This is a genomic window from Streptomyces sp. NPDC127108 (assembly GCF_042677545.1).
In the GTDB taxonomy this organism is placed as follows: Bacteria; Actinomycetota; Actinomycetes; order Streptomycetales; family Streptomycetaceae; genus Streptomyces.
The window spans coordinates 1-20,458 of record NZ_JBHXTE010000058.1 but is presented as its reverse complement, the minus strand read 5'-3'; the positions used below and the strand labels follow the sequence as shown (position 1 = coordinate 20,458).

The window sequence follows — 20,458 nt, the reverse complement described above, 5'->3', positions numbered from 1 at the left end:
GCGGCGGACTCTCGTCGTAAGTCGTGCGGGACGAAGAAACGGAACGGGCGGAACGTCGGTGGATGCGGGCGGGGCGACCGGATGCCGTCCCGCGCGGATCAGGAGTGGAACGGCAGGCCGGCGTCGGCCGCCAGCTCCAGGTCGTCGGTGTCGTCGGGGGGCAGCAGCGTCGCGGAGCCGTCGGTGACGGGCACGACGCCCAGCTCCAGGAGTTCGGCCATGGCCGCGGTGCCCGCCATGTCGCGGACCTGGAGCTGATAGCGCGCGGTGGTGCGGTAGGTCCCGCCGGAGTCGTCGCCCGTGCGCTGGAGGAACCCGGAGTCGGTGAGGAACGCGGCGGCCTTGCCCACGATGCCGGTGGTCGAACCGGCGAGCCTGCGCGCGTCCTTGGTGGCGCCGGTGGAGCTGCGGCGCGCCCAGATCCGCCAGGCGGACTCGAGCCCCGGGGCGTCCGAGGCCGGGTCGGTGTTCTCGCCCTGCTCCTCGGCGCGCTCCTCCAGGCGGCGGCAGGCCTGCCGGACGAAGGCGTCGACGCCGTTGACCGTGACGCGGCCGATGTACCCGTCGTCGGCCAGGTCCTCGGGGCGCGGGAAGGCCATGGCGGCGACGGCGAGGTGGGCGAGGCCGTGCAGGAAGCGGTCGGTGGAGTCGGCGGCGGCGCGGCGGGCGTAGTCGCCCATGCGGACGGCGAACACGGAGTCCTCGGCGGCGGTCACCGCCATCCCCGCGCGCGGGGACACCTCCAGGACGACGAGGCCGAGCCCGGCGGCGACGGCGTCGGCGAGGCGGGCGAAGGGCGGGTCCTCGCGGTACCTGCGGAGCAGTTCGCCGTACTCCTGGTCGCGGGCGGGCTGGAGCTTGGGCTGGAGTCCGAACGCGACGAGGCGGGCCGCGTCGGCGGCGTCGGCGGGGGTGACGGCGGCGCTCGTGGGCGCCGCCGCCGGGGCCGCGGCGGCGTCCGGCTCGCCCCACGCGGCGTGCTCTGCGGGGTGGTCGGTCACGGCTGGGGCTCCTTGGTGCGGTCGGTCGGTCGTACGGGGCGCGGAGGCGCGCCGGTGGTCGCCTGAGGGGGCGCGCCGGTGGGTGTCCCAGCGGCGGGCGGGGTCGTTCTCGGCCGACGCCGAGTCGCGCGCGTGGGCGCCCCTGCGGGGTGCGGGGTCGCCGTCATCAGGCCGCCTCCGTCCGGTCGGCCGCCATGCCCACCGCGTCCAGGAGCGCCGTGCCGACGATGAGGTCGGCGCCGCCGAACTCCGGGTCGTCGAGGTCGGTGCCGTCGTCCACGGCGAACAGCAGTTGCTGCTCGCCCTGGCGGTAGGCCGTGCCGACCGGCGGGCTCGCGGCGTGGACGGCGAGCAGGGCGACCAGATAGGGCAGTTCGGGGTCGCTGCGGCGGGCGTCGGCGAGCAGCCCGGAGAGCCTGCGCGGGGCGTCGGGGGGCAGCGCGAGCAGTTCCATGGCGCTCGCGAGCTGCTCCTCGCTGAAGCGGCTGTCGTCGGGCGTGGCGATGAGGTCGGGCTCGGGCATCTCCGCGCCCAGGTGCTCGCGCTCCTGCGGCGGTGTGAGCAGTATGTCGACGAGGTCGCCGACCCGCACCGACACCGGCGTGCGCAGGCCCGTCCCGCGCGCGAAGAAGGCGTCCGTCACCCGGATCGCCTGCTCGGCGGGGAGCGGCAGGATCGGGGCGACCAACTGGCCGTACAGGTCGAGTCCCGTGCGCGCGGTGGGGGCGGCGAAGGCCTGCCGGTCCTGCTCGGCGCGGAACAGGGGGCCCGCTTCGAGGAGCCGGGACTGGAGCTGGGTGTGGCGGCGGATGCAGTCCTTGACGATGTCGACGAGCTCGGCGGCGCGGCGCTTGTGCTCGGGGTCCTCGGACTCGTCGCGTGCCTTGCGGATGTTCGTCAGGATCGCGTTCTCGTGGCGGTACCGGTCGGCCACGTGGTCCAGGGCTTCGGCGATCATGTCGGGCACGGACTGGAGCCAGTCCACCGCGCGGACGTTGCGCCGGGTCGCGTCGAGGGCCCTGCGGAGGGTCTCCGAGTACTGCACGGTGCGATACCGCGCCTGTTCGGCGGCGAGCTGGGCGTCGGCGAGGCGGCCACGGCTGATCAGGACCTCCAGCTTCACCTCGGCGGCGATCTGGGCGCTGGTGACGTCGGTGTCGAGGGCGCCCACGAGGACGTTCACGGCCTCGTCGGTGGTGCGCAGACAGACACCGCCGCCGTAGCCGGGGACCTCCTCGATCAGCTTGAAGTCGTAGTCCCGCCGGACGTAGGTGCCGTCCGGGTCGAAGGTGCCGTACACCGCGCGGAAGCCGCGGTCGACGCTGCCCACGTTGATCAGGTTCTCCAGGACCCAGCGGGCGACGCGCTCGTGCTCGGCGGTGGGGCGGCGCGGGGCCTGGGCGGCGACGCGGGGCAGCAGCCGGGCGACGACCTGGTCGTGGTCGGCGCCCGTGTCGAAGTCCATGTTCAGCGTGACGAGGTCGATGGCGGACAGGGCCACCTCCGCCATCGCGTACACCGAGTACTCCCCCGCGAGGTTGGCCTTGCGGGCGTCCAGGTCGTGCAGCGGCGCCGTGCACGCGAGCGCGCGCAGGCGCCGTGCCAGGCCCTCGTCGGCGGCCGGGCCCGGCGCGGGCCGCGGCCCCGCGCTGAGCTGGGACGGAACGGAGTCCGGTACGGCAGGCGAAGTCACGGTGCACAGACTAGGTCCTCGGTCTGACAACGGTCGAAACGACGCAGATGCCCCGCCGCCCCAGCTCGCGCCCAGACCTCGCCCCACCCTCACACCGACCCGCGCCAGGACCCCGCCCCGCCCCTCACGCCAACCCGCGCCAGGACCCCGCGCCTCGGGCCGACGCGCCTCAGCCCGCCCCGGCCCCGCCCGCCGCCACTCGGCGCGCGTACGTGTCGACGAGGCCCTGCAGCGAGTCGTCCAGGTAGATCGCGAGCAGCCGCTCGGCCTTGGGGCCGAGGCCCGACTGCAAGGCGTCCAGAATCTCCTGGTTGCGCACCAGGTAGGGCTCGTGGAGGCCGCGCGGGTCGTCCACCACGTGGAAGGCGAGCCGCAGTTCGGCGAAGACGCTGCGCATCAGCTCGTCGGTGCGGGCGCTCCCGGCGAGCGCGACGAGCTCGCGGTGGAAGTGGATGTTGGCCGTGGAGACGCCCTTCCAGTCCCGGCGGCCCGCCGCGGCCCTGCCCGCGGCGACGGCGGCGGCGAGCGCGTCCACGGCGTACGGCGGGCGGCCGAGGCCGTGCACGACGGCGCACTCGACCAGGCGCCGGGTGCGGTAGATGTCCTCGACGTCCTCGACGGTCAGGACCCGCACGAAGACACCGCGGTTGAGTTCGTGGACGAGCAGCCGCTCGTGGGTGAGCAGCCGGAAGGCCTCGCGGAGGGTGTTGCGGGAGACGCCGAGCGCGCCGCCGATGCTGTCCTCCGACAGCCGGGTGCCGGGTGGGAAGTACCCCTCGGCGATGCGGCTCCGGAGGATGTCCGCGACCCGCTCCGCGGTACTGGTGCGTCCCAGGAGCGCGCGGTCGTCGGCGAGACCGGTCAGTTCAGCCATGATCAGCCATCCCCTCAGCCATGCCCGGATTCAACCGCAGATACAAGAACGAGACAACATGGGTATTGAGGGATCGTTGAACAATCCTCTACGTTGTCCGGCAGGCGTCACCCCGCCCCCGTCCCCAAAGGGCACCGGCCACACGCCGCCCAGCACGTCCCCGCTCCTCAGAAGCACCCTCCAGCCCCGCCGACTCCTCTGTGAGGTGCCCATGAGCACGACTCCCCCGCCCTCCGCCATAGAGCTGGACGACCAGCCACGCGGGACCCAACCACCCGACGACGACGGCGCGTTCGGCTGGCTGCGCGCGCTCGGCCCGCGCGGCCGCCGCGCCTTCGCCGGCGCCTTCGGCGGGTACGCGCTCGACTCCTACGACTACTTCACGCTGCCGCTCAGCATGGTCGCGCTCTCGGCCTACTTCGGCCTGAACAGCGGCCAGACCGGTCTGTTCACGACCGTCACGCTGGTCGTCTCCGCGGTGGGCGGCGCCGTCGCGGGCGTCGTCGCGGACCGCATCGGCCGGGTGAAGGCCCTGATGATCACCGTGATCACGTACGCGGTGTTCACCGTGGCCTGCGGCTTCGCGCCCAACTACGAGACGCTGCTGGTCTTCCGCGCCCTCCAGGGGCTCGGTTTCGGCGGCGAGTGGGCGGTGGGCGCGATCCTGGTCGCCGAGTACGCGACCGCCAAGAACCGCGGCCGTACGCTCGGCGCGATCCAGAGCTCCTGGGCCGTCGGCTGGGGGCTCGCCGCGATCGTCTACACCCTGGTCTTCCAGTTCATGGACGACGACATCGCCTGGCGCGTCATGTTCTTCACCGGGGCGCTGCCCGCACTGCTGGTGATCTACGTACGCCGCAATGTGCACGACGCCCCCGAAGCGGCGGCCCAGCGCGAACAGAGCACGGAGAAGGGCTCGTTCACGGCGATCTTCAAGCCGGGGCTGCTGCGCATCACCCTGTTCGCGGTGCTGCTGTCCACCGGCGTCCAGGGCGGCTACTACACGCTGGCCACATGGGTGCCCACGTACCTCAAGGAGGACCGCGGGCTCACGGTCGTCGGCACGGGCGGGTACCTGACGTTCCTGATCTCCGGTGCCTTCATCGGCTATCTGACGGGCGGCTACCTCACCGACAAGCTGGGCCGCAAGCGCAACATCACGCTGTTCGCGTTCCTGTCCGCGGCCAGCATCGCCGCCTACACGAACATCCCGGACGACGCCAACGGCCTTCTCCTGGTGCTCGGTTTCCCCCTGGGCTTCTGCATGTCCGCGATCTTCAGCGGCTTCGGCTCCTTCCTGAGCGAGCTGTACCCGGCCGCCGTGCGCGGCACGGGGCAGGGCTTCACGTACAACACCGGCCGCGCGGTGGGCGCCGTGTTCCCCACGACCGTCGGGTTCCTCGCGGACAGCTGGGGCGTCGGCGGAGCGCTCATCTTCGGAGCGTTCGGTTACGCGCTCGCCGTGATCGCCCTGCTCGGGCTGCCCGAGACGCGTGGAAGGGAACTGCTGTGAGCCTTGAAGCCGTGCGTCCCGAGACCATGGGCCCCGAAGAGGCGCGCTCGGCGTTCCGTGCGGGCCACAGCGCGCCAACGGCCGGCTGGGCGCCCGGACGCACCCAGGCGAACCTGGTGTCCGTCCCCGCCGACTGGGCGTACGAGATGCTCCTGTTCTGCCAGCGGAACCCGAAGCCCTGTCCGGTCCTCGACGTGACCGACGCGGGTTCCTGGTCCACGCCGCTGGCCCCGGGGGCCGATCTGCGCACCGATCTGCCGCGCTACCGCGTGTGGGAGGACGGCGAGCTGGTCGACGAACCCACCGACGTCCTCGGGCACTGGCGCGGCGACCTGGTGTCGTTCCTCATCGGCTGCAGCTTCACCTTCGAGTGGTCGCTCGCGGCGGCCGGCGTGCCGCTGCGGCACGTCGCGCAGGGCCGCAATGTCGCCATGTACGTCACCGACCGCCAGTGCCGTGCGGCGGGGCGGCTGCGCGGCCCCCTGGTGGTGTCCATGCGCCCGGTGCCGCCCGGCGACCTGGCCACGGCCATCCGGGAGACATCCGTGCTGCCCGCGGTGCACGGCGCGCCGGTCCACTGCGGCGACCCGGCCGGACTCGGCATCGCCGACCTCGCCGAGCCCGACTTCGGCGATCCGGTGGACGCCGAGCCGGACGACATCCCGGTGTTCTGGGCGTGCGGGGTGACACCGCAGGCGGCCGTGATGGCGTCGCGGCCGCCGTTCGCGATCATGCACGCGCCGGGCCGGATGTTCATCACCGACGCGCGCGACGAGCAGTACCGCGTCGCCTGACCGACTCCACACGAATCCACGGGAGCGATACGCACATGACCTGGGCCTCGATCGACCTCAACGCCGACCTCGGCGAGGGCTTCGGGCGGTGGCGGCTCACCGACGACGAGGAGTTGCTGTCCGTCGTCACCAGCGCCAATGTGGCCTGCGGCTTCCACGCGGGCGACGCGGCCACCATGCGGCGCGTGTGCGAGCGCGCGGCGGAGCGGGGGGTGCGGATCGGCGCCCAGGTGTCGTACCGCGATCTGGCGGGGTTCGGGCGGCGCGCGATGGACGTGCCGGCCGCCGAGCTCGCGGCGGAAGTGGCGTACCAGATCGGCGCCCTGGAGGTGTTCGCGCGCGCGGCGGGCGCCGGTGTGGCGTACGTGAAGCCGCACGGCGCGCTGTACAACCGCGTGGTGCACGACATGGAGCAGGCGTCCGCCGTCGTGGACGGTGTGCTCCTCGCCGACGCCGGGCTGCCCGTCCTCGGCCTTCCCGGATCACGTTTCCTGGAGGCGGCGGAGAAGGCCGGACTCCCGGTCGTCACGGAGGCGTTCGCGGACCGGGCGTACACCGACGAGGCCACCCTCGTGCCGCGCGGCACCGACGGCGCCGTCATCACTGAGGCCGACGCCGTCGTCGAACGGTCCCTCGGCATCGCCCGGTTCGGCACCGTCACCTCGCACGGCGGGCGGCGCGTCGACGTCCGGGCGCGCTCGCTGTGCCTGCACGGCGACACCCCCGGGGCGGTGGAGCTCGCACGAGAGGTCAGGGCGCGCCTCGAAGCGGCGGGCGTGCGGGTGGAGGCGTTCGCATGAGCACCCGCCCGACGGCAGCACCACCGGCGTCCCTGCCGACGCCGACAGCACCGAACCCGCCGTCGACGCCGCCCATGAAGGTCCTGCCCATGGGCGAGCGCGCGCTGCTCGTCGAACTCGCCGACGGAACGGCCGCCGCGGCCCTGCACGCCGAGCTGCTGCGCCGCCGCGCGGCCGGAGACCTCGTCGTACGCGAGATCGTGCCCGCGGCCCGCACGGTGCTCCTGGACGGCCTCGACGGACCCGACACCCCGCTCCGGCTCGCCGCGCGCCTGCCCACCTGGGAGATCCCCCCGCTGCCCGCGCGCGCGGACGACGTCCTGGAGATCCCGGTGCGGTACGACGGCCCTGACCTGGCGGACGTCGCGGCGCTGTGGGACGTGCCGGTGCGGGACGTGGCGCGGATCCACGCGGCGGCCGAATTCCGCGTCGCCTTCTGCGGGTTCGCGCCCGGGTTCGGGTATCTGACGGGCCTCGACGGGGTGCCCGACGTTCCCCGCAGGGCGACGCCGCGCACGGCGGTGCCCGCGGGCTCCGTCGGCCTCGCCGGGCCGTACACGGGCGTGTACCCGCGCTCCTCGCCCGGCGGCTGGCAGTTGATCGGGTCGACGGACGCCGTGCTGTGGGACCACGCGCGCGTACCTGCGGCGCTCCTGTCGCCGGGCGCGCGGGTCCGCTTCGTGCCGGAGGGCCGATGACCGACCGGGCCTTCGCGGTCGTACGGGCCGGGGCGCTCACCACGGTGCAGGACGAGGGCCGTCCCGGGCACGCCCACCTCGGGGTGCCGCGCTCCGGAGCCCTGGACCGGCCCGCCGCCGCCCTGGTGAACCGTCTCGTCGGCAATCCGGTCGCGGCGGCCGTCCTGGAGACCACCCTCAACGGCTGCGCGCTGCGGCCCCGTTGCGACGTCACGGTCGCCGTCGGCGGTGCGCCCTGCCGGGTGACGGTCGACGGGCGCGCGGTGGCCTGGGGCACACCGGTGCGGGTGCCCGCCGATGCTCTCCTGGAGGTGGGGCCCGCTGTCTCCGGAGTACGCGGTTACGTCGCCCTAGGTGGCGGCGTGGCCGTCGAGCCGGTCCTCGGCAGCCGCTCCACCGACCTGCTGTCCGGGCTCGGCCCGCCCCCGCTGACGGACGGCGCGGTGCTGCCGCTGGGTGCCGCACCCGTCGCCCACGCGCGCGTGGACACCGTTCCGCAGCCCGGGCCGCCGCGCGAGCTGGTCCTGCGGGTGACGCCGGGACCTCGTACCGACTGGTTCACGGCCACCGCCCTGCGCACGCTCACCACGCGCGCGTACCGCGTGTCCTCGGCGAGCAACCGCATCGGCCTGCGCACCGACGGGCCGCCCCTGGAGCGTGCGGTCCGCGGCGAACTGCCCAGTGAGGGCATGGTCCTGGGCGCGATCCAGGTGCCGCCGGACGGCAGGCCCGTGGTGTTCCTCGCCGACCATCCGACGACGGGCGGCTACCCGGTCGTGGGTGTCGTCAGGGAAGGCGACCTCGCGGCGGCGGCGCAGGCGGTGCCGGGGACGGTGGTGCGGTTCGTGGGGGTGGGGGGCTGGCCGGGGGCGCGCCGCGGATGAGGTGCGGGCTACGCCGCCTCCACCTGGTGCTCGGCGGCCCCGAGCCCCGCGAGTGCCGCCGCCGCGGCGTGCGCGTCCCGGACGTCGAGCCCACCGCTCGTGCCCCGCACCTGGTGCCGCACCTCCTCCACGGCGAGGCCGAGCAGTTGCGGCAGCAGGTCGGTGCAGCGCCGGGCGATCCAGCCGGTACCGGCCGTGGCCAGCCACAGCAGGCTCGCCGACGGGGCGGGCGGCGGCAGTTCGGGGTCGACGGCGGGGGCGGATCCTGGTGCCAGGCCCTCGGCGGCGAGCAGCGCGTGGAAGCGGGCGGCGAACACCCGGTGCCCGCGCTCTCCGGGGTGCAGCCGGTCCGCGCTCCACAGGGCGCGGTCGGCGACCCACTCCTCGTCGGCGGCGTGCAGGTGGACGGCGCCGTGGCGTTCGGACAGGGCGTGCACGACGGCGTTGACCGCGCGCTGCCGCCGGGCCAGCGGGCGGCCGAGCGCGCCGGGCAGGCCCAGCATGGCGCCGGGGTCGGGCATGCAGGCGGTGAGCAGCACCGCGCCTGCCGCCGTGAGGGCGCCGTACACCTCGTCGAGGCGGACGGCGACGGCACGGATGTCGAAGGTGCAGCGCAGGGTGTCGTTGACGCCGACGACGACGGACGCGATGTCGGGCCGCAGGGCCACCGCCCGGGGCGTCTGGCGGCCGTGCACGTCGCAGGTCTGCGCGCCGCTGACGGCCAGGTTGTGGAATTCCACGGGCCGTCCGGGCGTCCCGAGGCCCGCGGCGAGCAGCGCCGCCCAGCCCCGCCACGCGCCGTCCACGGGGTCCCCCACGCCCTGCGTGAGCGAGTCCCCGAGCGCCACGAACGTCACCGGGCTCATCCGCCACCGCTCCCGTCCGGCCCGGCACCGGGCCCCGCCACGAGACGCAGCGCCCGAACCCCGTCCCCGACGGGTGCCGCGCCCTCGTCCGCGGCGGCCGCCACCCGCGCCCCGCCCCGCCCGGAGTCGGAACCGGACCCGTGGCTGACGGACGCACCCGCGCCGTCCCCCACAGCCGCCCCATCCCCCACGGCCACGCCGTTCCCCACAGCTGCCCCGTTCCCCACAGCCGCCCTGTTCCCAACAGCCGCCCCGTTCCCCACAACCACACCGTTCCTCACAACCACCCCGTTCCCGACAGCCACCCCATCCCCCACAACCACCCCGTCCCCGACAGTGATCGCCCCCCGACCAGCCGCCCCGTCCCTGACAGTCAGCGCACCCCCACCAGCAACCGCCCCCTCCCCCGGTTCAGCCCCATGCGCCGCCAAGAACGCCCCCACCGCCGCGTCCCACCCGAAGCACTCCGCACGCGCGCGTGCCATCGCCCGTCGGATGTGCTCCGGGCGTTCGAGGACCGCGCGTACCGCGTGGGCGAACGTGCGGGGCGTGTCGGCGGCGGCCGCCCCCGCGCCGCCCACGATCTCCGGCAGCGCGGACGAGGCGCTGGCCACGACCGGGGTGCCGCAGGCGAGGGCTTCGAGCGCGGCCAGGCCGAAGGTCTCGCAGGGGCCCGGGGCCAGGCAGACGTCGGCCGTGGCCTGGAGGGCGCCGAGCGCGGCGCGGTCCGCGACATGGCCGAGGAACGTCACCGGAAGGCGCCGCTCCCTGGCCTGCCGTTCGAGCCGGGGACGCAGCGGACCGTCGCCCGCGACGACGAGCACGGCCGGTACGCCACGCCCGCGCAGCGTCTCCAGGGTGTCGAGCGCCATGCCGGGCCGCTTCTCCACGGAGAGGCGGGAGCACAGCACCAGGAGCACGACGTCGTCCCCGCGCGCGTGGCGGTCCCGTGTCCGCCGGTCCCGCAGCCCCGGGTGGCGGTCCGCCAGATCGACGCCCAGGGGCGCGCGGACGACGTTTCCCGCCCCGATGCGTACGAACTCACGCTCCGCCCAGGCCGTGGTGCACACCACGCGCGCGTAGGCGTGCGCGGTACGGGTGTTGAGCGCGTCGGCCGCGCGGCGCGCCAGGCCAGGCGGCAGCCCCCACGTACGCATCACGGCGTCCGCCGCCTCGTGGGAGACCATCACGGCCGGGACGCGGGCGCGGCGCGCCCACTCGCCGGTCCAGCGCAGGGAGGTGCGGTCGGAGACCTCGAGGCGGTCGGGGGCGAGGCGTTCCAGGAGGCGGGTGAGGCGCCTCTGGTCGGCGATGACGCGGTAGCCGCCGGTGCCGGGCAACTCGGGTCCGGGCACGGTGATGACGAGTCCCTGCTCCGTGCGGACGGTGTCGGCGCGCTCTCCGGGGACGATCAGTACGGGGTCGTGGCCTGCCGCCAGGTAGCCGCGGCCCAGTTCCCGCAGGGCGGTGCGCAGGCCGCCCGACGAGGGCGTGACGAAGTTGGCGAGGCGCACGATGCGCAGCGGCCCGGCGGTGCGCGCGGCGCGTGCCGTGCCGAGGGGGTTCATGCCGAGGGCCGCGGTCATGCCGCCACCGCCGTGCGTTCGGCGAGGACTTCTTCGTAGTGCGCGATGAGCTGGTCCCCGATGGCGTCCCAGGTCCGCCCCTCGACGGCAGCGCGCCCGGCGGCCCCGTAGGCGGCCCGCAGCGCCGGGTCGGCGGCCATGACCCACACCGCGTCCCGCACGGCGGCGGCGTCGCCGGGCGGGACGAGGATCCCGGTCCTCCCGGGGACCACCAGGTCGAGGGGGCCGCCCACGGCGGGCGCGATGACGGGAACGCCGCTGGCCATGGCCTCCTGCACGGTCTGGCAGAACGTCTCCAGGGGCCCGGTGTGCACGAAGACGTCCAAGGAGGCGAAGATCCGGGCGAGTTCGTCGCCGGTGCGGCGGCCGAGCAGCGTGGCCCCGGGCAGCGCCGTGCGCAGGGTGCCTGCGCTCGGCCCGTCGCCCACGACGACGACCCGGACGCCGTCGAGGCCGCACACCTGCGCCAGGAGTTCGACGTGCTTCTCGGGGGCGAGCCGCCCTACGTAGCCGATGATGAGTTCGCCGTCGGGGGCGAGTTCGCGCCGCAGGGCGGGGTCGCGCAGCGACGGCCGGAAGCGTGCGGTGTCCACGCCGCGCGGCCACATCCGTACCCGGGGCACGCCGTGCGCGACCAGGTCGCCGAGGGCGGCGGTGGAGGGCGCGAGGGTGCGGTCGGCGGCGGCGTGCACCGCGCGGATGCGCCGCCACGCGGTGGCCTCGCCCCGGCCCATGTACGTCCGCGCGTAGCCCCCGAGGTCGGTCTGGTAGACCGCGACGGTGGGCAGGTGCTTGCGGGTCGCCGCGGCCATGCCGCGCGCGCCGAGCACGAACGGGCTGGCCAGGTGGACCAGGTCGGCTTGGTGCTCGCTCAGCGCCGCCGCCAGCCTTCGACTCGGCAACGCGACCCTGACCTGCGGATATCCGGGGAGGGGCAGGGAGGGTACGCGTACGACGGGGCACGGGGACAGAGGGTCGGCGCCCGCCGCGGTGGCGGGGGCGACGACGAGGGGCTCGTGACCGCGCGCGACGAGCTGCCGGGCGGTCTGCAGGGCGCAGTGCGACACGCCGTTGATGTCGGGCGGGAAGGATTCGGTGACGATGACGACACGCATACCCGTGTTGTCGTCAGACGGGGCGTGCCCACGTCAACGTGGATCTTTCCTGACGAGGAACGTCCCATGAGCGTTGCGCTCCACGGGATCCGGCCATTTCGCCGCAGGCGGGGCGTTACGCACTGGGCGGGGGCGGTGGGCTGGGCCTTCGGGGCGGGGGCCTTCCCCCTCACTGGGGGGGGAGCCGCGCACAGAGCCGCCCGGAACCACCCGGGCACCGGCACAGCCCTGTCGGAACACCGGCACAGCACCGACCGATAACCGGACCAGCACAGCCCCGCGCCCCCGCCGCCCCAAGAGGCTCACACAGCGGGCGCGTCCGGCCCGATCCGGCTCCGTACCGCCGACTGCACGTCGTCCTCCTCGGCGGGATCCGCGGCGAGTCTGCGGAGGCGGTTGACCACGCGGGCGTCGCCGGTCTCGGCGTGGCGGGCGGCGACTTCGCGGGTGGACTCCTCGCAGTCCCACAGGCACTCGACGGCGAAGCCCGCGGCGAAGGAGGGGTCGGTGGCGGCGAGGGCGCGGGCGGCGCGGCCCCGGAGGTGGGAGGAGGCGGTCTCGCGGTAGACATGGCGCAGGACGGGCGCCGCGCAGCCGATGCCGAGGCGGCCCGCGCCGTCGACGAGCGGCCACAGGGTCGGCGCGTCCGGGCCTTCGCCGCGCACCGCCTCGCGCAGCGCGGCGAGCACCAGCTGGCTGTCCTGGGCGCCGCCTCTGCAGGCGAGCACGCGGCCGGCGGCCGCGCCGAGCGCGTCGGGGCGCCCGGCCCACTGCCGGGCCCGTTCGACGGCGGCGACGGAGCGCATCCGCTCGAACGTCTCGGCCGCGATGTCGACGACGGCGCGCGACGGGCTCTGGGCGGCTTCCTCCAGGAGGTCGAGGACGCCGGGATCGTTGGCGTCGGCCAGGTAGCAGAGGGCCGTGCCGCGTTCGGCGTCCGCGCCGTGGCGGGCGGCCTCGAGGATCTCGGCGCGGTCCTCGGGCCCGGCGACGGCGGTCAGGCAGCGGGCGGCCGGCACATGCAGTGCGGCGCCGCGCTCCAGTCCTTCCTGGGCCCAGGCGAGCACGGCCCGCACGCTCCAGCCGGGGCGCGGGCCCGCGGGGGCGAGCTGGCGCTGCCAGCGGTCGAAGGAGCCCCGCTCGGCGGCGGCGCGCACGCGGCCGCCGATCTCGGGCCGCGGATCCTCCGCCCACAGCCGCCAGGGCCGGGGCTCGAAGGCGTCGCGCACGGCCTCGGTCAGCGCGGCCTCGCCCTCGGCATCGGTGGCGAAGCGGGACAGCACGGGGACGGCGAGGGCGCGCAGGCCCGCGTCGTCGTCGCGCAGGGCCAGCTCGTCCAGGGCCCAGGCCCAGTTCGCCCCGTACTCGGCGTAGCTGCGCAGCAGGCGCAGGGCGTCCAGCCTGTCGTACGAGGCGAGGTGGCCGAGGACGGACAGCGCGAGCCCGGTGCGTGAGTCGTCCGGGTCGTGCGTGTCGTCGGGGTCGAAGAGATGGCGCTGGATCGCGCCGAGCCCGCCGTTCAGATCGAGGTAGAGCCGCGCGTAGTACAGCGAGCGGTTCTCCACCTGCCAGTCGTGCCGCGGGTCGTGCAGCACACAGTGGTCAAGGGCGGAGAGCGCCTCGGACCGAGGGGCGGTGAGTGCGTGCAGGGTGCCGTCGCCGCGGCCCCGCTGCAGCAGGCCGAGCAGCGTACCGCTGGGCGCTATGACCGGTTCGAACATGGGAAACAGCCTCACATCAAGCGTCGACGCAACCGGGAATCCGCACTACCTGGCCGCGCGCCAACACGTCGGGCCGCCCCACGTCTCTTGCTTGCTGAAGACCATCTTCCTCTGCCTCTCGTCGGTGACCCGGAGGGTCCCGGACGCCATGTCCGGGGTCGGGCCGCTCACGGTCCGCGCGCTGCGGCAACACCTGCCCCGACGTCGCGTCCGTGAATCACGTCGTCATGATGACCCAGCGGTTCTGCCCGCCGCGACCACATTTCCGGCGCCCCCGTGCTGCCGGACCGCCTACCCGCTCAGGCGGCGCCGAACAGTGCGAGCAGTTCGGTCTTGTCGAACATGCGCGCGGTGTCGATCGCCGACGGCGTGCCCGCGGCCGGATCGGCACCCCCGTCGAGCAGCGCCCTGATCACGTCGTCGGAGCCCTTGAAGACGGCGCCCGCGAGCGGCGTCTGGCCCTTGTCGTTGACGCGTCCCGGGTCCGCGCCGCGCTCGATCAGGGCCCGTACGGTCGCCGCGTGGCCGTGGTAGGCGGCGAGCATGACGAGCGAGTCGCCGCTGTCGTTGGTGAGGTTCGCGGACACGCCCGCGTCGACGTACGCGGCGAGCGCGTCGGTGTCACCGGCCCGGGCAAGGTCGAAGATCTTGCCCGCGAGGGCAACGACCTCCGGGTCGGGGGCTGCCGCGCCCCCCGTGTCGGAGACTTCATCGCTCACAGTGATGATCGCCTTTCGTGTTCCGCGTGCACTGGGCCGAAACGAATGCGCGGCCGGCCCGGATCGTTCCCGGTGACCCAGCCGTGCAGCCGTACGAGTGAATCGACAGGGTACTGCCCGTCACGGCACATGACCGACCGCGTCCACGGCAAAGATCACGTCGGGTGACGACCCCCCACCCCGACCCTCGCTCCGAAACCGCCTCCGACGTGCACAGTCGGCCCATCAGGCCGCCGCCGTTCGAGGTAAATATCGGAAATTTACCCCATTTGCACCCTTTATCGTATGGATACATGCTGTGAGCCTGGAAGAACTCATGGTGACTGTCCCCATCGACCAGGAGAAACCTCATGATCCTGTCCATCTCAGGCGTCGTGCTGCTCGGAGTCATCGTCTTCCTCTTCTTCCGCAAAGACGGACTGAAGGCCTCCCACGCGCTGGTGTGCGCGCTCTTCGGCTTCTACCTCGCGGGCACCGCTATCGCCCCGAGCATCAAGGCCGGCGGCGCGAGCCTCGCGAGCCTGCTCGGCGGCATCAAGTTCTGACGGTTTCCGACGGTTCACCGCTCACCACCACCCCCAGGAGAACGACGTGGCTCGGCGCCCTCTCCCCCGCATCCTGAGCAACGGCACCGCCCAGATCGCCCGGAGCCGGGAGCACATCGCGCGCAGTCGCGAACTCGCCCGGTCGGCCGCCGACAGTGCCACCGACGTCCTCCACCCGCTGATCACGATCACACGCGGGCTGCGCCGCCTCGCCGGAGCCGGGCGGCGCAAGTGGTCCGAGACCCCCAAGGACCGTCGGGGCCCCCTTCTGTTCCTGGTGGCCTCCGTGGTCCTCGTCGTGGCGCTCATCCCCTACGGTCCGCTGCTCGCCGCCATCAGCCTGATGGCGGCCGCGGCCTGGACCGGCCGTGAGCGCACCGCGCCGGCCCCCTCCGGCCCGGACGACGCCCAGGTCCAGCGGTTGCAATCGCTCTACGAAGCACTCGTGCCGTACTTCTCCGTCCCCGACGACCCGAGCCCGCTGTTCGCGCACGGCGGTGAGTGGGACAAGGCCTTCAGCGACTACACGTTCGACGACGACGGCCGCGTCTCCCATCTGGTGCTGCGCTATCCCGCGTACTTCACCGACGGCGAGGCCGAATCCCGCGCGCGCATCGAGCAGTTGCTGCACGCCAAGTCGGGGCGCGGCCGGGAGTACCACTTCACGTGGGACGAGGAGGGCAACACCCTCACCGTGACCGTGCTGCCGCCGCTGCCCACCGACATCGCCGCCCAGCGCTTCGTCACCGCCCCCGGCGAGACCGTCCTCGGCTTCACCGACCCGTCCGCCGTGCAGCGCACCCTGCCCGTGGCGGACGGCGACGAGCAGCGCGACGTACCACCCGTCGTGTGGCGCACCGGCGGCCGCTCCACCGAGCCCCATCTGCTGGTCCTCGGCCACCCCGGCAGCGGCACCACCACGCTCCTGCGCTCGGTGGCCCTGCAGGCGCTCCAGTACGGCGACGTCGTCATCATCGAGGGCAGCGGCACCGGCGACTTCGCGTGCCTGACGGGGCGCGACGGCGTCCTCGCCGTCGAGTGCGGGCTCGCCGGGGCGCTCGCCAGCCTGGAGTGGGCGGCGCACGAGACGGAGCGGCGGCTCATCGCCGCGAACCGGGCCCGGCAGGCGGGCCACGCCCCGCCGGACGACATCAAACGGCCCCTGTGGATCCTCCTCGACCGCCCCAGCACGCTCGGCCACCTGGCCGCCGCCGACGGCCACCGCGATCCGCAGACACTGCTCCAGGTGCCGCTGCGGCACGGGCGCGCCGCGGGCGTCACCGTCGTCGTGGCCGACCAGCTCGACAGCGCGGACGCCCTCACCGACGCCGTGTGCCAGCACACCCGCGCGCGCGTGGTGCTCGGTCCGGCCACGCCCGGCCAGGTCGAGGAGGTCCTGGGCGCGCGGCCGCACACGACCCCCACGGCGGACATGCCGCCCGGCCGCGGCTACGCCCGCCTCGGCACCGGTCCCGTGCACCGCCTCCAGGTCCCCGCGACCCCCGACCCGTACGACGACGCCACGAGCGACGCGCACCGGCGGGCCGTCCTCGACCTGCTCCCGGCCCGCACGACCCCGGCGGACGCGGCGCTGGCCCCTGCGGTCGCCGAGGGCTGAGCGCACCGGACGGAGGGGGCCTCACGCCACGAACGTGTGCGGCCCCTCCGCCCCGGCTCCCGCGCCCGTCCCCGACTCCACCAGGCGGGCGGCCGCGGCGAGCCGCACCGCCGCCTCCTCGGCGACCGCCCCGCCCACGGTGAACGGCAGCCGCACATAGCCTTCGAAGGCGCCGTCCACGCCGAAGCGGGGGCCCGAAGGCACCCGCACGCCCACGCGTTCGCCGACCTCGGCGATGCGCGAGCCGGAGAGACCGCCGGTGCGCACCCACAACGTGAGGCCGCCGTGCGGCACTTCGAACTCCCAGCCGGGCAACTCGCGGCGCACGGCGGCGACCAGGGCGTCGCGGTTGTCGCGGGCCTGCTCCCTGCGCACGTCCACGGCCTGCTGCCAGCCCCCGGTGCTGAGCAGCCAGTTGAGGGCCAGCTGCTCCAGGACGGGGGTGCCGAGGTCGGCGTAGGCGCGCGCGGCGACCAGGCTGCGGATCACGTCGGGTGCAGCGCGCACCCAGCCGATGCGCATGCCCGCCCAGAAGGCCTTGCTCGCCGAGCCGACGGTGATGACGGTGGAGCCCGAGGGGTCGAATCCGCAGACGGGGCGCGGCATGTCGAGTCCGTCGTCGAGGCGCAGTTCGCTCATGGTCTCGTCGACGACGAGCACGGTGCCCGCGTGCCGGGCGGCGTCGACCAGGCGACGGCGCTGGTCCTCGTCGGCGAGCGCGCCGGTCGGGTTGTGGAAGTCCGCGACGACGTACGCGAGCCGGGGCGCGGCGTCGCGCAGGACCTGGCGCCAGCGGTCCATGTCCCAGCCGCCGAGGCCCTCGGCCATCGCCACCGGCACCAGGCGCGCGCCCGCCTCGCGCATCAGCTGGAGGATGTTGGCGTAGCTGGGCGACTCCACGGCGATGCGCTCGCCGCGGCCCGCGAAGAGGTGACAGATCGCGTCGATGGCCCCCATGGCGCCGGTGGTGACCATGATCTGTTCCGGCATGGTCGGTATGCCACGCGCGGTGTAGCGCTCGGCGAGCATCGCGCGCAGGGCGGGCAGTCCGGCCGGGTAGTCGCCGTGGGTGTGGGCGTAGGGCGGGAGTTCCTCCAGGGCGCCCTGCACGGAGCGGGTGAGCCAGGGCTCGGGCGCGGGCAGGGCCGCGCAGCCGAGGTCGATCATGGAGCCGAGCGCTTCGGGGGGCAGCGGTTCGAGGCCGCGCGCGGGCAGCGGGTTCCCGGCCGGGACCGCGGTCCAGCTGCCCGCTCCCCTGCGAGACTCCAGGAAGCCCTCGGTGCGCAGCGCCTCGTAGGCGGCGGCGACGGTCGTACGGCTGACGGCGAGCGCGACGGCCAGCTCGCGCTCGGCGGGCAGGCGGGCCGCCACGGGAACGCGTCCCTCCAGGACGAGGAGGCGGATACCGTCGGCCAGGGCGCGGTAGGCGGGCGGGCGGCGGGTGCCCGGTCCTGCGGGGCGCGCCTGCTGGGAGGTGAGCAGCCGGGCGAGCTGGGTCGAGCCCACCGCTGATGTCCACTGAGGCATGATCCCAGTCCACCTTCGTCGAATTGGCCATGGTTGGCGTCCGCCACCAAGCCACAGAGTGTCATGCGTCAGGCCACTACCACCACGGGGGCTTCTCTTGTCCAGGGCGAAATCAGGTCGGCCCACTACGGGAACACACGGCGGGCGCCACCTCACGCGGCGGCTGTGCCAGCTGTACGCCGGTCTGGCCCTGTACGGCGCCAGCTCCGCGCTCCTGGTGCGCTCGGGCCTCGGCCTGGAGCCGTGGAACGTGCTGCACCAGGGCATCGCCGAACGCACCGGGATGTCGATCGGCGTCGTGTCGATCTTCGTGGGCGCCGCCGTGCTGCTCCTGTGGATCCCGCTGCGCCAGCGCCCGGGCCTCGGGACGGTGTCGAACGTCTTCGTCGTCGGCCTGGCGATGGACGGCACCCTGGCCCTCGTACCGGACGCGCACGCCCTGGGCATCCGCATTCCGCTCCTGGTGGCGGGCATCGTGCTCAACGGCGTGGCGACGGGCCTCTACATCGCGGCCAAGTTCGGTCCCGGACCGCGCGACGGCCTGATGACGGGCCTCAACGAGCGCACCGGCCGCTCGATCCGCCTGATGCGGACGCTGGTGGAGGTGGCGGTCGTCGTCACCGGCTTCGTGCTCGGCGGCACCGTGGGCGTGGGCACGGTCCTCTACGCCCTGTGCATCGGCCCGCTCGCCCAGTTCTTCCTGCGCTTCTTCGCCGTCCCCGCGTCCACCGCGGGCCGCGTCGTGGCCTCCGGAGAGCCATCGGAGCAAGCGATACTGCGACGGTGACCACGCGCGTACGCCACCCCTACCTCGACCACCCCGGCCCGCTCGCCTTCGCGCACCGCGGCGGCGCGGCCGACGGCCTGGAGAACACCGCGGCCGCCTTCCGGCGCGCCGTGGACGCGGGCTACCGCTACATCGAGACCGATGTGCACGCCACGTCGGACGGCAGGCTCGCCGCGTTCCACGACGCGACGCTCGACCGGGTCACGGACGCGTCGGGCCGGATCGCGGACCTCCCCTGGAGCGAGGTGAGCCAGGCGCGCGTGGCGGGCAGCGAGCCGGTCCCCCTCTTCGAGGAGATGCTGGCGGCGTTCCCTGACGTCCGCTGGAACGTGGACGTCAAAGCGGAGTCCGCCCTCCTCCCGCTCCTGGAACTGATCGAGCGCACCCGCACCTGGGACCGGGTGTGCGTCGGCTCCTTCTCGGAGGGCCGCGTCGCGCGCGCCCAGCGCCTGGCGGGACCGCGCCTCGCCACGTCGTTCGGCACGCGCGGCGTCCTCGGGCTGCGGCTGCGCTCCCTGGGGGTGCCGACGACACCGCGCGTCTCGGCGGTGTGCGCCCAGGTGCCGGAGGCGCAGTCGGGCGTCCGGGTGGTCGACCACCGCTTCGTACGCACCGCCCACGCGCGCGGGCTCCAGGTCCACGTGTGGACGATCAACGACGCCGACCGGATGCACGCCCTGCTCGACCTGGGCGTCGACGGCATCATGACGGACGACATCGAGCTGCTGCGCGAGGTGCTCAAGGACCGGGGCACGTGGACCTGACGGGTGCCGACAGGCCCCGACGGGCCCCGCGAGGAAAGTGACGTAAAAGCAGCCCAGTGCTTCCGCGTACGAGATCGGCGACCGGGGCGCGGCGTGGCTCGGGCCACCGCCGTTCTGACTGACGTACCAGCTCACAGGGTCGGACCGGGGCGCGATCCGATCGCTCGCAGCCCTCTTCGCGCTCGCCCGCGGGCCGCTCGCGCGGGTTCCGGTACGGCGTGCGGGGCGCGCCACGGGCCATTCCGGGCCCGACCGGATTTAGCAACGAGCGGCGAAGGCCGGTAGTGTACGCGTTTGGCCTGCCAGGCGGACCGTTACTGCGCGCTGAGGATTCAGAAACGCTGGGTGACATCTGCTGCCAGATGTGACAAACCGGGCGCTGGTGGGTACAACAAGGGGCGGCATACGACGGCGACGCATGACCCTGAACGGGAATCTTTACCGCCGACCGGACGTTGACCGGATGACGACGACAGCGACACCTGTCCTGTGGGCGACAAGCCCGGGAGGCACGATTCATGAGTGAGCGAGCTCTTCGCGGCACGCGCCTCGTGGTGACCAGCTACGAGACCGACCGCGGCATCGACCTGGCTCCGCGCCAGGCCGTGGAGTACGCATGCCAGAACGGACATCGTTTCGAGATGCCGTTCTCGGTGGAGGCGGAGATCCCGCCCGAGTGGGAGTGCAAGGTCTGCGGGGCCCAGGCACTTCTCGTGGACGGCGACGGACCTGAGGAGAAGAAGGGCAAGCCCGCGCGTACGCACTGGGACATGCTCATGGAGCGCCGTACTCGAGAAGAGCTCGAGGAGGTCCTTGAGGAGCGCCTGGCGGTTCTCAGGTCCGGTGCGATGAATATTGCGGTGCATCCGCGTGACAGCCGCAAGTCCGCGTAAGCGCGCGGACCGCGGAGCGGAGTAACGACGAGGGCGGGCCCGCTGCTTCGGCAGCGGGCC

At 74.1% G+C, this 20,458-nt stretch carries 18 protein-coding genes and 1 pseudogene; 10 read left to right on the top strand and 9 right to left on the bottom strand.

Annotation, left to right across the window (positions count from 1 at the left end; all coding sequences use genetic code 11):
- Positions 1 to 98: 98 nt before the first annotated feature.
- The 3 genes from ACFVHO_RS35530 to ACFVHO_RS35520 all read right to left on the bottom strand — a co-directional run bounded on the left by ACFVHO_RS35530 (position 99) and on the right by ACFVHO_RS35520 (position 3,568).
- The gene (locus tag ACFVHO_RS35530) at positions 99 to 1,001 is read right to left on the bottom strand and encodes a hypothetical protein (RefSeq protein WP_385724087.1); all 903 of its coding nucleotides are present in this window, start codon (positions 999 to 1,001) and stop codon (positions 99 to 101) included.
- Between the two features lie 166 nt (positions 1,002 to 1,167).
- Complete coding sequence (locus ACFVHO_RS35525; RefSeq protein ID WP_385724084.1) at positions 1,168 to 2,694, bottom strand: hypothetical protein; 1,527 nt, start codon at positions 2,692 to 2,694, stop codon at positions 1,168 to 1,170.
- 169 nt (positions 2,695 to 2,863) lie between these two features.
- Positions 2,864 to 3,568: a GntR family transcriptional regulator gene (locus ACFVHO_RS35520; protein ID WP_385724082.1), complete on the bottom strand. Its 705-nt coding sequence runs from the start codon at positions 3,566 to 3,568 to the stop codon at positions 2,864 to 2,866.
- 211 nt (positions 3,569 to 3,779) lie between these two features.
- On the opposite strand from ACFVHO_RS35520, the gene ACFVHO_RS35515 reads away from it, so the two are divergent.
- The 5 genes from ACFVHO_RS35515 (at position 3,780) to ACFVHO_RS35495 (ending at position 8,257) form a co-directional block, all read left to right on the top strand.
- Positions 3,780 to 5,081, top strand: coding sequence for an MFS transporter (locus tag ACFVHO_RS35515; protein ID WP_385724080.1), 1,302 nt, complete (start codon positions 3,780 to 3,782; stop codon positions 5,079 to 5,081).
- Positions 5,082 to 5,107: 26 nt separating this feature from the next.
- Complete coding sequence (locus tag ACFVHO_RS35510; protein ID WP_385724144.1) at positions 5,108 to 5,875, top strand: putative hydro-lyase; 768 nt, start codon at positions 5,108 to 5,110, stop codon at positions 5,873 to 5,875.
- A gap of 35 nt (positions 5,876 to 5,910) precedes the next feature.
- Positions 5,911 to 6,675 (top strand): LamB/YcsF family protein, encoded by a 765-nt coding sequence (locus ACFVHO_RS35505; RefSeq protein WP_385724078.1) that lies wholly within the window; start codon positions 5,911 to 5,913, stop codon positions 6,673 to 6,675.
- Positions 6,676 to 6,749: 74 nt separating this feature from the next.
- On the top strand, positions 6,750 to 7,373 hold the full coding sequence (locus ACFVHO_RS35500) for an allophanate hydrolase subunit 1 (protein ID WP_385724142.1): 624 nt from the start codon (positions 6,750 to 6,752) through the stop codon (positions 7,371 to 7,373).
- Complete coding sequence (locus ACFVHO_RS35495) at positions 7,370 to 8,257, top strand: biotin-dependent carboxyltransferase family protein (RefSeq protein ID WP_385724075.1); 888 nt, start codon at positions 7,370 to 7,372, stop codon at positions 8,255 to 8,257. The genes ACFVHO_RS35500 and ACFVHO_RS35495 overlap by 4 nt, the downstream gene beginning before the upstream one ends.
- Before the next feature lie 8 nt (positions 8,258 to 8,265).
- Here ACFVHO_RS35495 and ACFVHO_RS35490 read toward each other — a convergent pair whose 3' ends face one another.
- The 5 genes and pseudogenes from ACFVHO_RS35490 to ACFVHO_RS35470 all read right to left on the bottom strand — a co-directional run bounded on the left by ACFVHO_RS35490 (position 8,266) and on the right by ACFVHO_RS35470 (position 14,264).
- On the bottom strand, positions 8,266 to 9,123 hold the full coding sequence (locus tag ACFVHO_RS35490; protein WP_385724073.1) for an SGNH/GDSL hydrolase family protein: 858 nt from the start codon (positions 9,121 to 9,123) through the stop codon (positions 8,266 to 8,268).
- 398 nt (positions 9,124 to 9,521) lie between these two features.
- Positions 9,522 to 10,691: pseudogene (locus tag ACFVHO_RS35485) on the bottom strand (glycosyltransferase); the annotation flags it as partial.
- A 14-nt stretch (positions 10,692 to 10,705) separates the two neighbouring features.
- Positions 10,706 to 11,824, bottom strand: a complete 1,119-nt coding sequence (locus tag ACFVHO_RS35480; protein ID WP_385724070.1) for a glycosyltransferase family 4 protein — start codon at positions 11,822 to 11,824, stop codon at positions 10,706 to 10,708.
- A gap of 302 nt (positions 11,825 to 12,126) precedes the next feature.
- Positions 12,127 to 13,545: a HEAT repeat domain-containing protein gene (locus ACFVHO_RS35475; RefSeq protein ID WP_385724067.1), complete on the bottom strand. Its 1,419-nt coding sequence runs from the start codon at positions 13,543 to 13,545 to the stop codon at positions 12,127 to 12,129.
- 299 nt (positions 13,546 to 13,844) lie between these two features.
- Complete coding sequence (locus ACFVHO_RS35470) at positions 13,845 to 14,264, bottom strand: ankyrin repeat domain-containing protein (protein ID WP_385724064.1); 420 nt, start codon at positions 14,262 to 14,264, stop codon at positions 13,845 to 13,847.
- Positions 14,265 to 14,614: 350 nt separating this feature from the next.
- On the opposite strand from ACFVHO_RS35470, the gene ACFVHO_RS35465 reads away from it, so the two are divergent.
- Positions 14,615 to 14,809, top strand: a complete 195-nt coding sequence (locus ACFVHO_RS35465) for a hypothetical protein (protein WP_030360399.1) — start codon at positions 14,615 to 14,617, stop codon at positions 14,807 to 14,809.
- A 46-nt stretch (positions 14,810 to 14,855) separates the two neighbouring features.
- Positions 14,856 to 16,427: a hypothetical protein gene (locus tag ACFVHO_RS35460; protein WP_385724061.1), complete on the top strand. Its 1,572-nt coding sequence runs from the start codon at positions 14,856 to 14,858 to the stop codon at positions 16,425 to 16,427.
- 21 nt (positions 16,428 to 16,448) lie between these two features.
- Here the strand turns inward: ACFVHO_RS35460 and ACFVHO_RS35455 are convergent, their stop codons facing one another.
- A complete protein-coding gene (locus ACFVHO_RS35455; protein ID WP_385724058.1) occupies positions 16,449 to 17,954 on the bottom strand; it encodes a PLP-dependent aminotransferase family protein in 1,506 nt (501 codons plus the stop codon).
- Between the two features lie 97 nt (positions 17,955 to 18,051).
- On the opposite strand from ACFVHO_RS35455, the gene ACFVHO_RS35450 reads away from it, so the two are divergent.
- The 3 genes from ACFVHO_RS35450 (at position 18,052) to ACFVHO_RS35440 (ending at position 20,398) form a co-directional block, all read left to right on the top strand.
- Positions 18,052 to 18,741, top strand: a complete 690-nt coding sequence (locus ACFVHO_RS35450) for a YitT family protein (RefSeq protein ID WP_385724056.1) — start codon at positions 18,052 to 18,054, stop codon at positions 18,739 to 18,741.
- A complete protein-coding gene (locus ACFVHO_RS35445; RefSeq protein WP_385724053.1) occupies positions 18,738 to 19,505 on the top strand; it encodes a glycerophosphodiester phosphodiesterase in 768 nt (255 codons plus the stop codon). The genes ACFVHO_RS35450 and ACFVHO_RS35445 overlap by 4 nt, the downstream gene beginning before the upstream one ends.
- Before the next feature lie 518 nt (positions 19,506 to 20,023).
- Entirely contained in the window at positions 20,024 to 20,398 is a 375-nt protein-coding gene (locus tag ACFVHO_RS35440) for an RNA polymerase-binding protein RbpA (RefSeq protein WP_030360404.1), read from the top strand.
- Positions 20,399 to 20,458: the final 60 nt, after the last annotated feature.

Excerpts from the sequence above, each read along its gene's own strand:
- ACFVHO_RS35520 (WP_385724082.1), bottom strand. The coding sequence starts at position 3,568 with ATGGCTGAACTGACCGGTCTCGCCGACGACCGCGCGCTCCTGGGACGC.
- ACFVHO_RS35515 (WP_385724080.1), top strand. The coding sequence starts at position 3,780 with ATGAGCACGACTCCCCCGCCCTCCGCCATAGAGCTGGACGACCAGCCA.
- ACFVHO_RS35510 (WP_385724144.1), top strand. The coding sequence starts at position 5,108 with ATGGGCCCCGAAGAGGCGCGCTCGGCGTTCCGTGCGGGCCACAGCGCG.
- ACFVHO_RS35505 (WP_385724078.1), top strand. The coding sequence starts at position 5,911 with ATGACCTGGGCCTCGATCGACCTCAACGCCGACCTCGGCGAGGGCTTC.
- ACFVHO_RS35500 (WP_385724142.1), top strand. The coding sequence starts at position 6,750 with ATGAAGGTCCTGCCCATGGGCGAGCGCGCGCTGCTCGTCGAACTCGCC.
- ACFVHO_RS35495 (WP_385724075.1), top strand. The coding sequence starts at position 7,370 with ATGACCGACCGGGCCTTCGCGGTCGTACGGGCCGGGGCGCTCACCACG.
- ACFVHO_RS35490 (WP_385724073.1), bottom strand. The coding sequence starts at position 9,123 with ATGAGCCCGGTGACGTTCGTGGCGCTCGGGGACTCGCTCACGCAGGGC.
- ACFVHO_RS35480 (WP_385724070.1), bottom strand. The coding sequence starts at position 11,824 with ATGCGTGTCGTCATCGTCACCGAATCCTTCCCGCCCGACATCAACGGC.
- ACFVHO_RS35475 (WP_385724067.1), bottom strand. The coding sequence starts at position 13,545 with ATGTTCGAACCGGTCATAGCGCCCAGCGGTACGCTGCTCGGCCTGCTG.
- ACFVHO_RS35465 (WP_030360399.1), top strand. The coding sequence starts at position 14,615 with ATGATCCTGTCCATCTCAGGCGTCGTGCTGCTCGGAGTCATCGTCTTC.
- ACFVHO_RS35455 (WP_385724058.1), bottom strand. The coding sequence starts at position 17,954 with ATGCCTCAGTGGACATCAGCGGTGGGCTCGACCCAGCTCGCCCGGCTG.
- ACFVHO_RS35440 (WP_030360404.1), top strand. The coding sequence starts at position 20,024 with ATGAGTGAGCGAGCTCTTCGCGGCACGCGCCTCGTGGTGACCAGCTAC.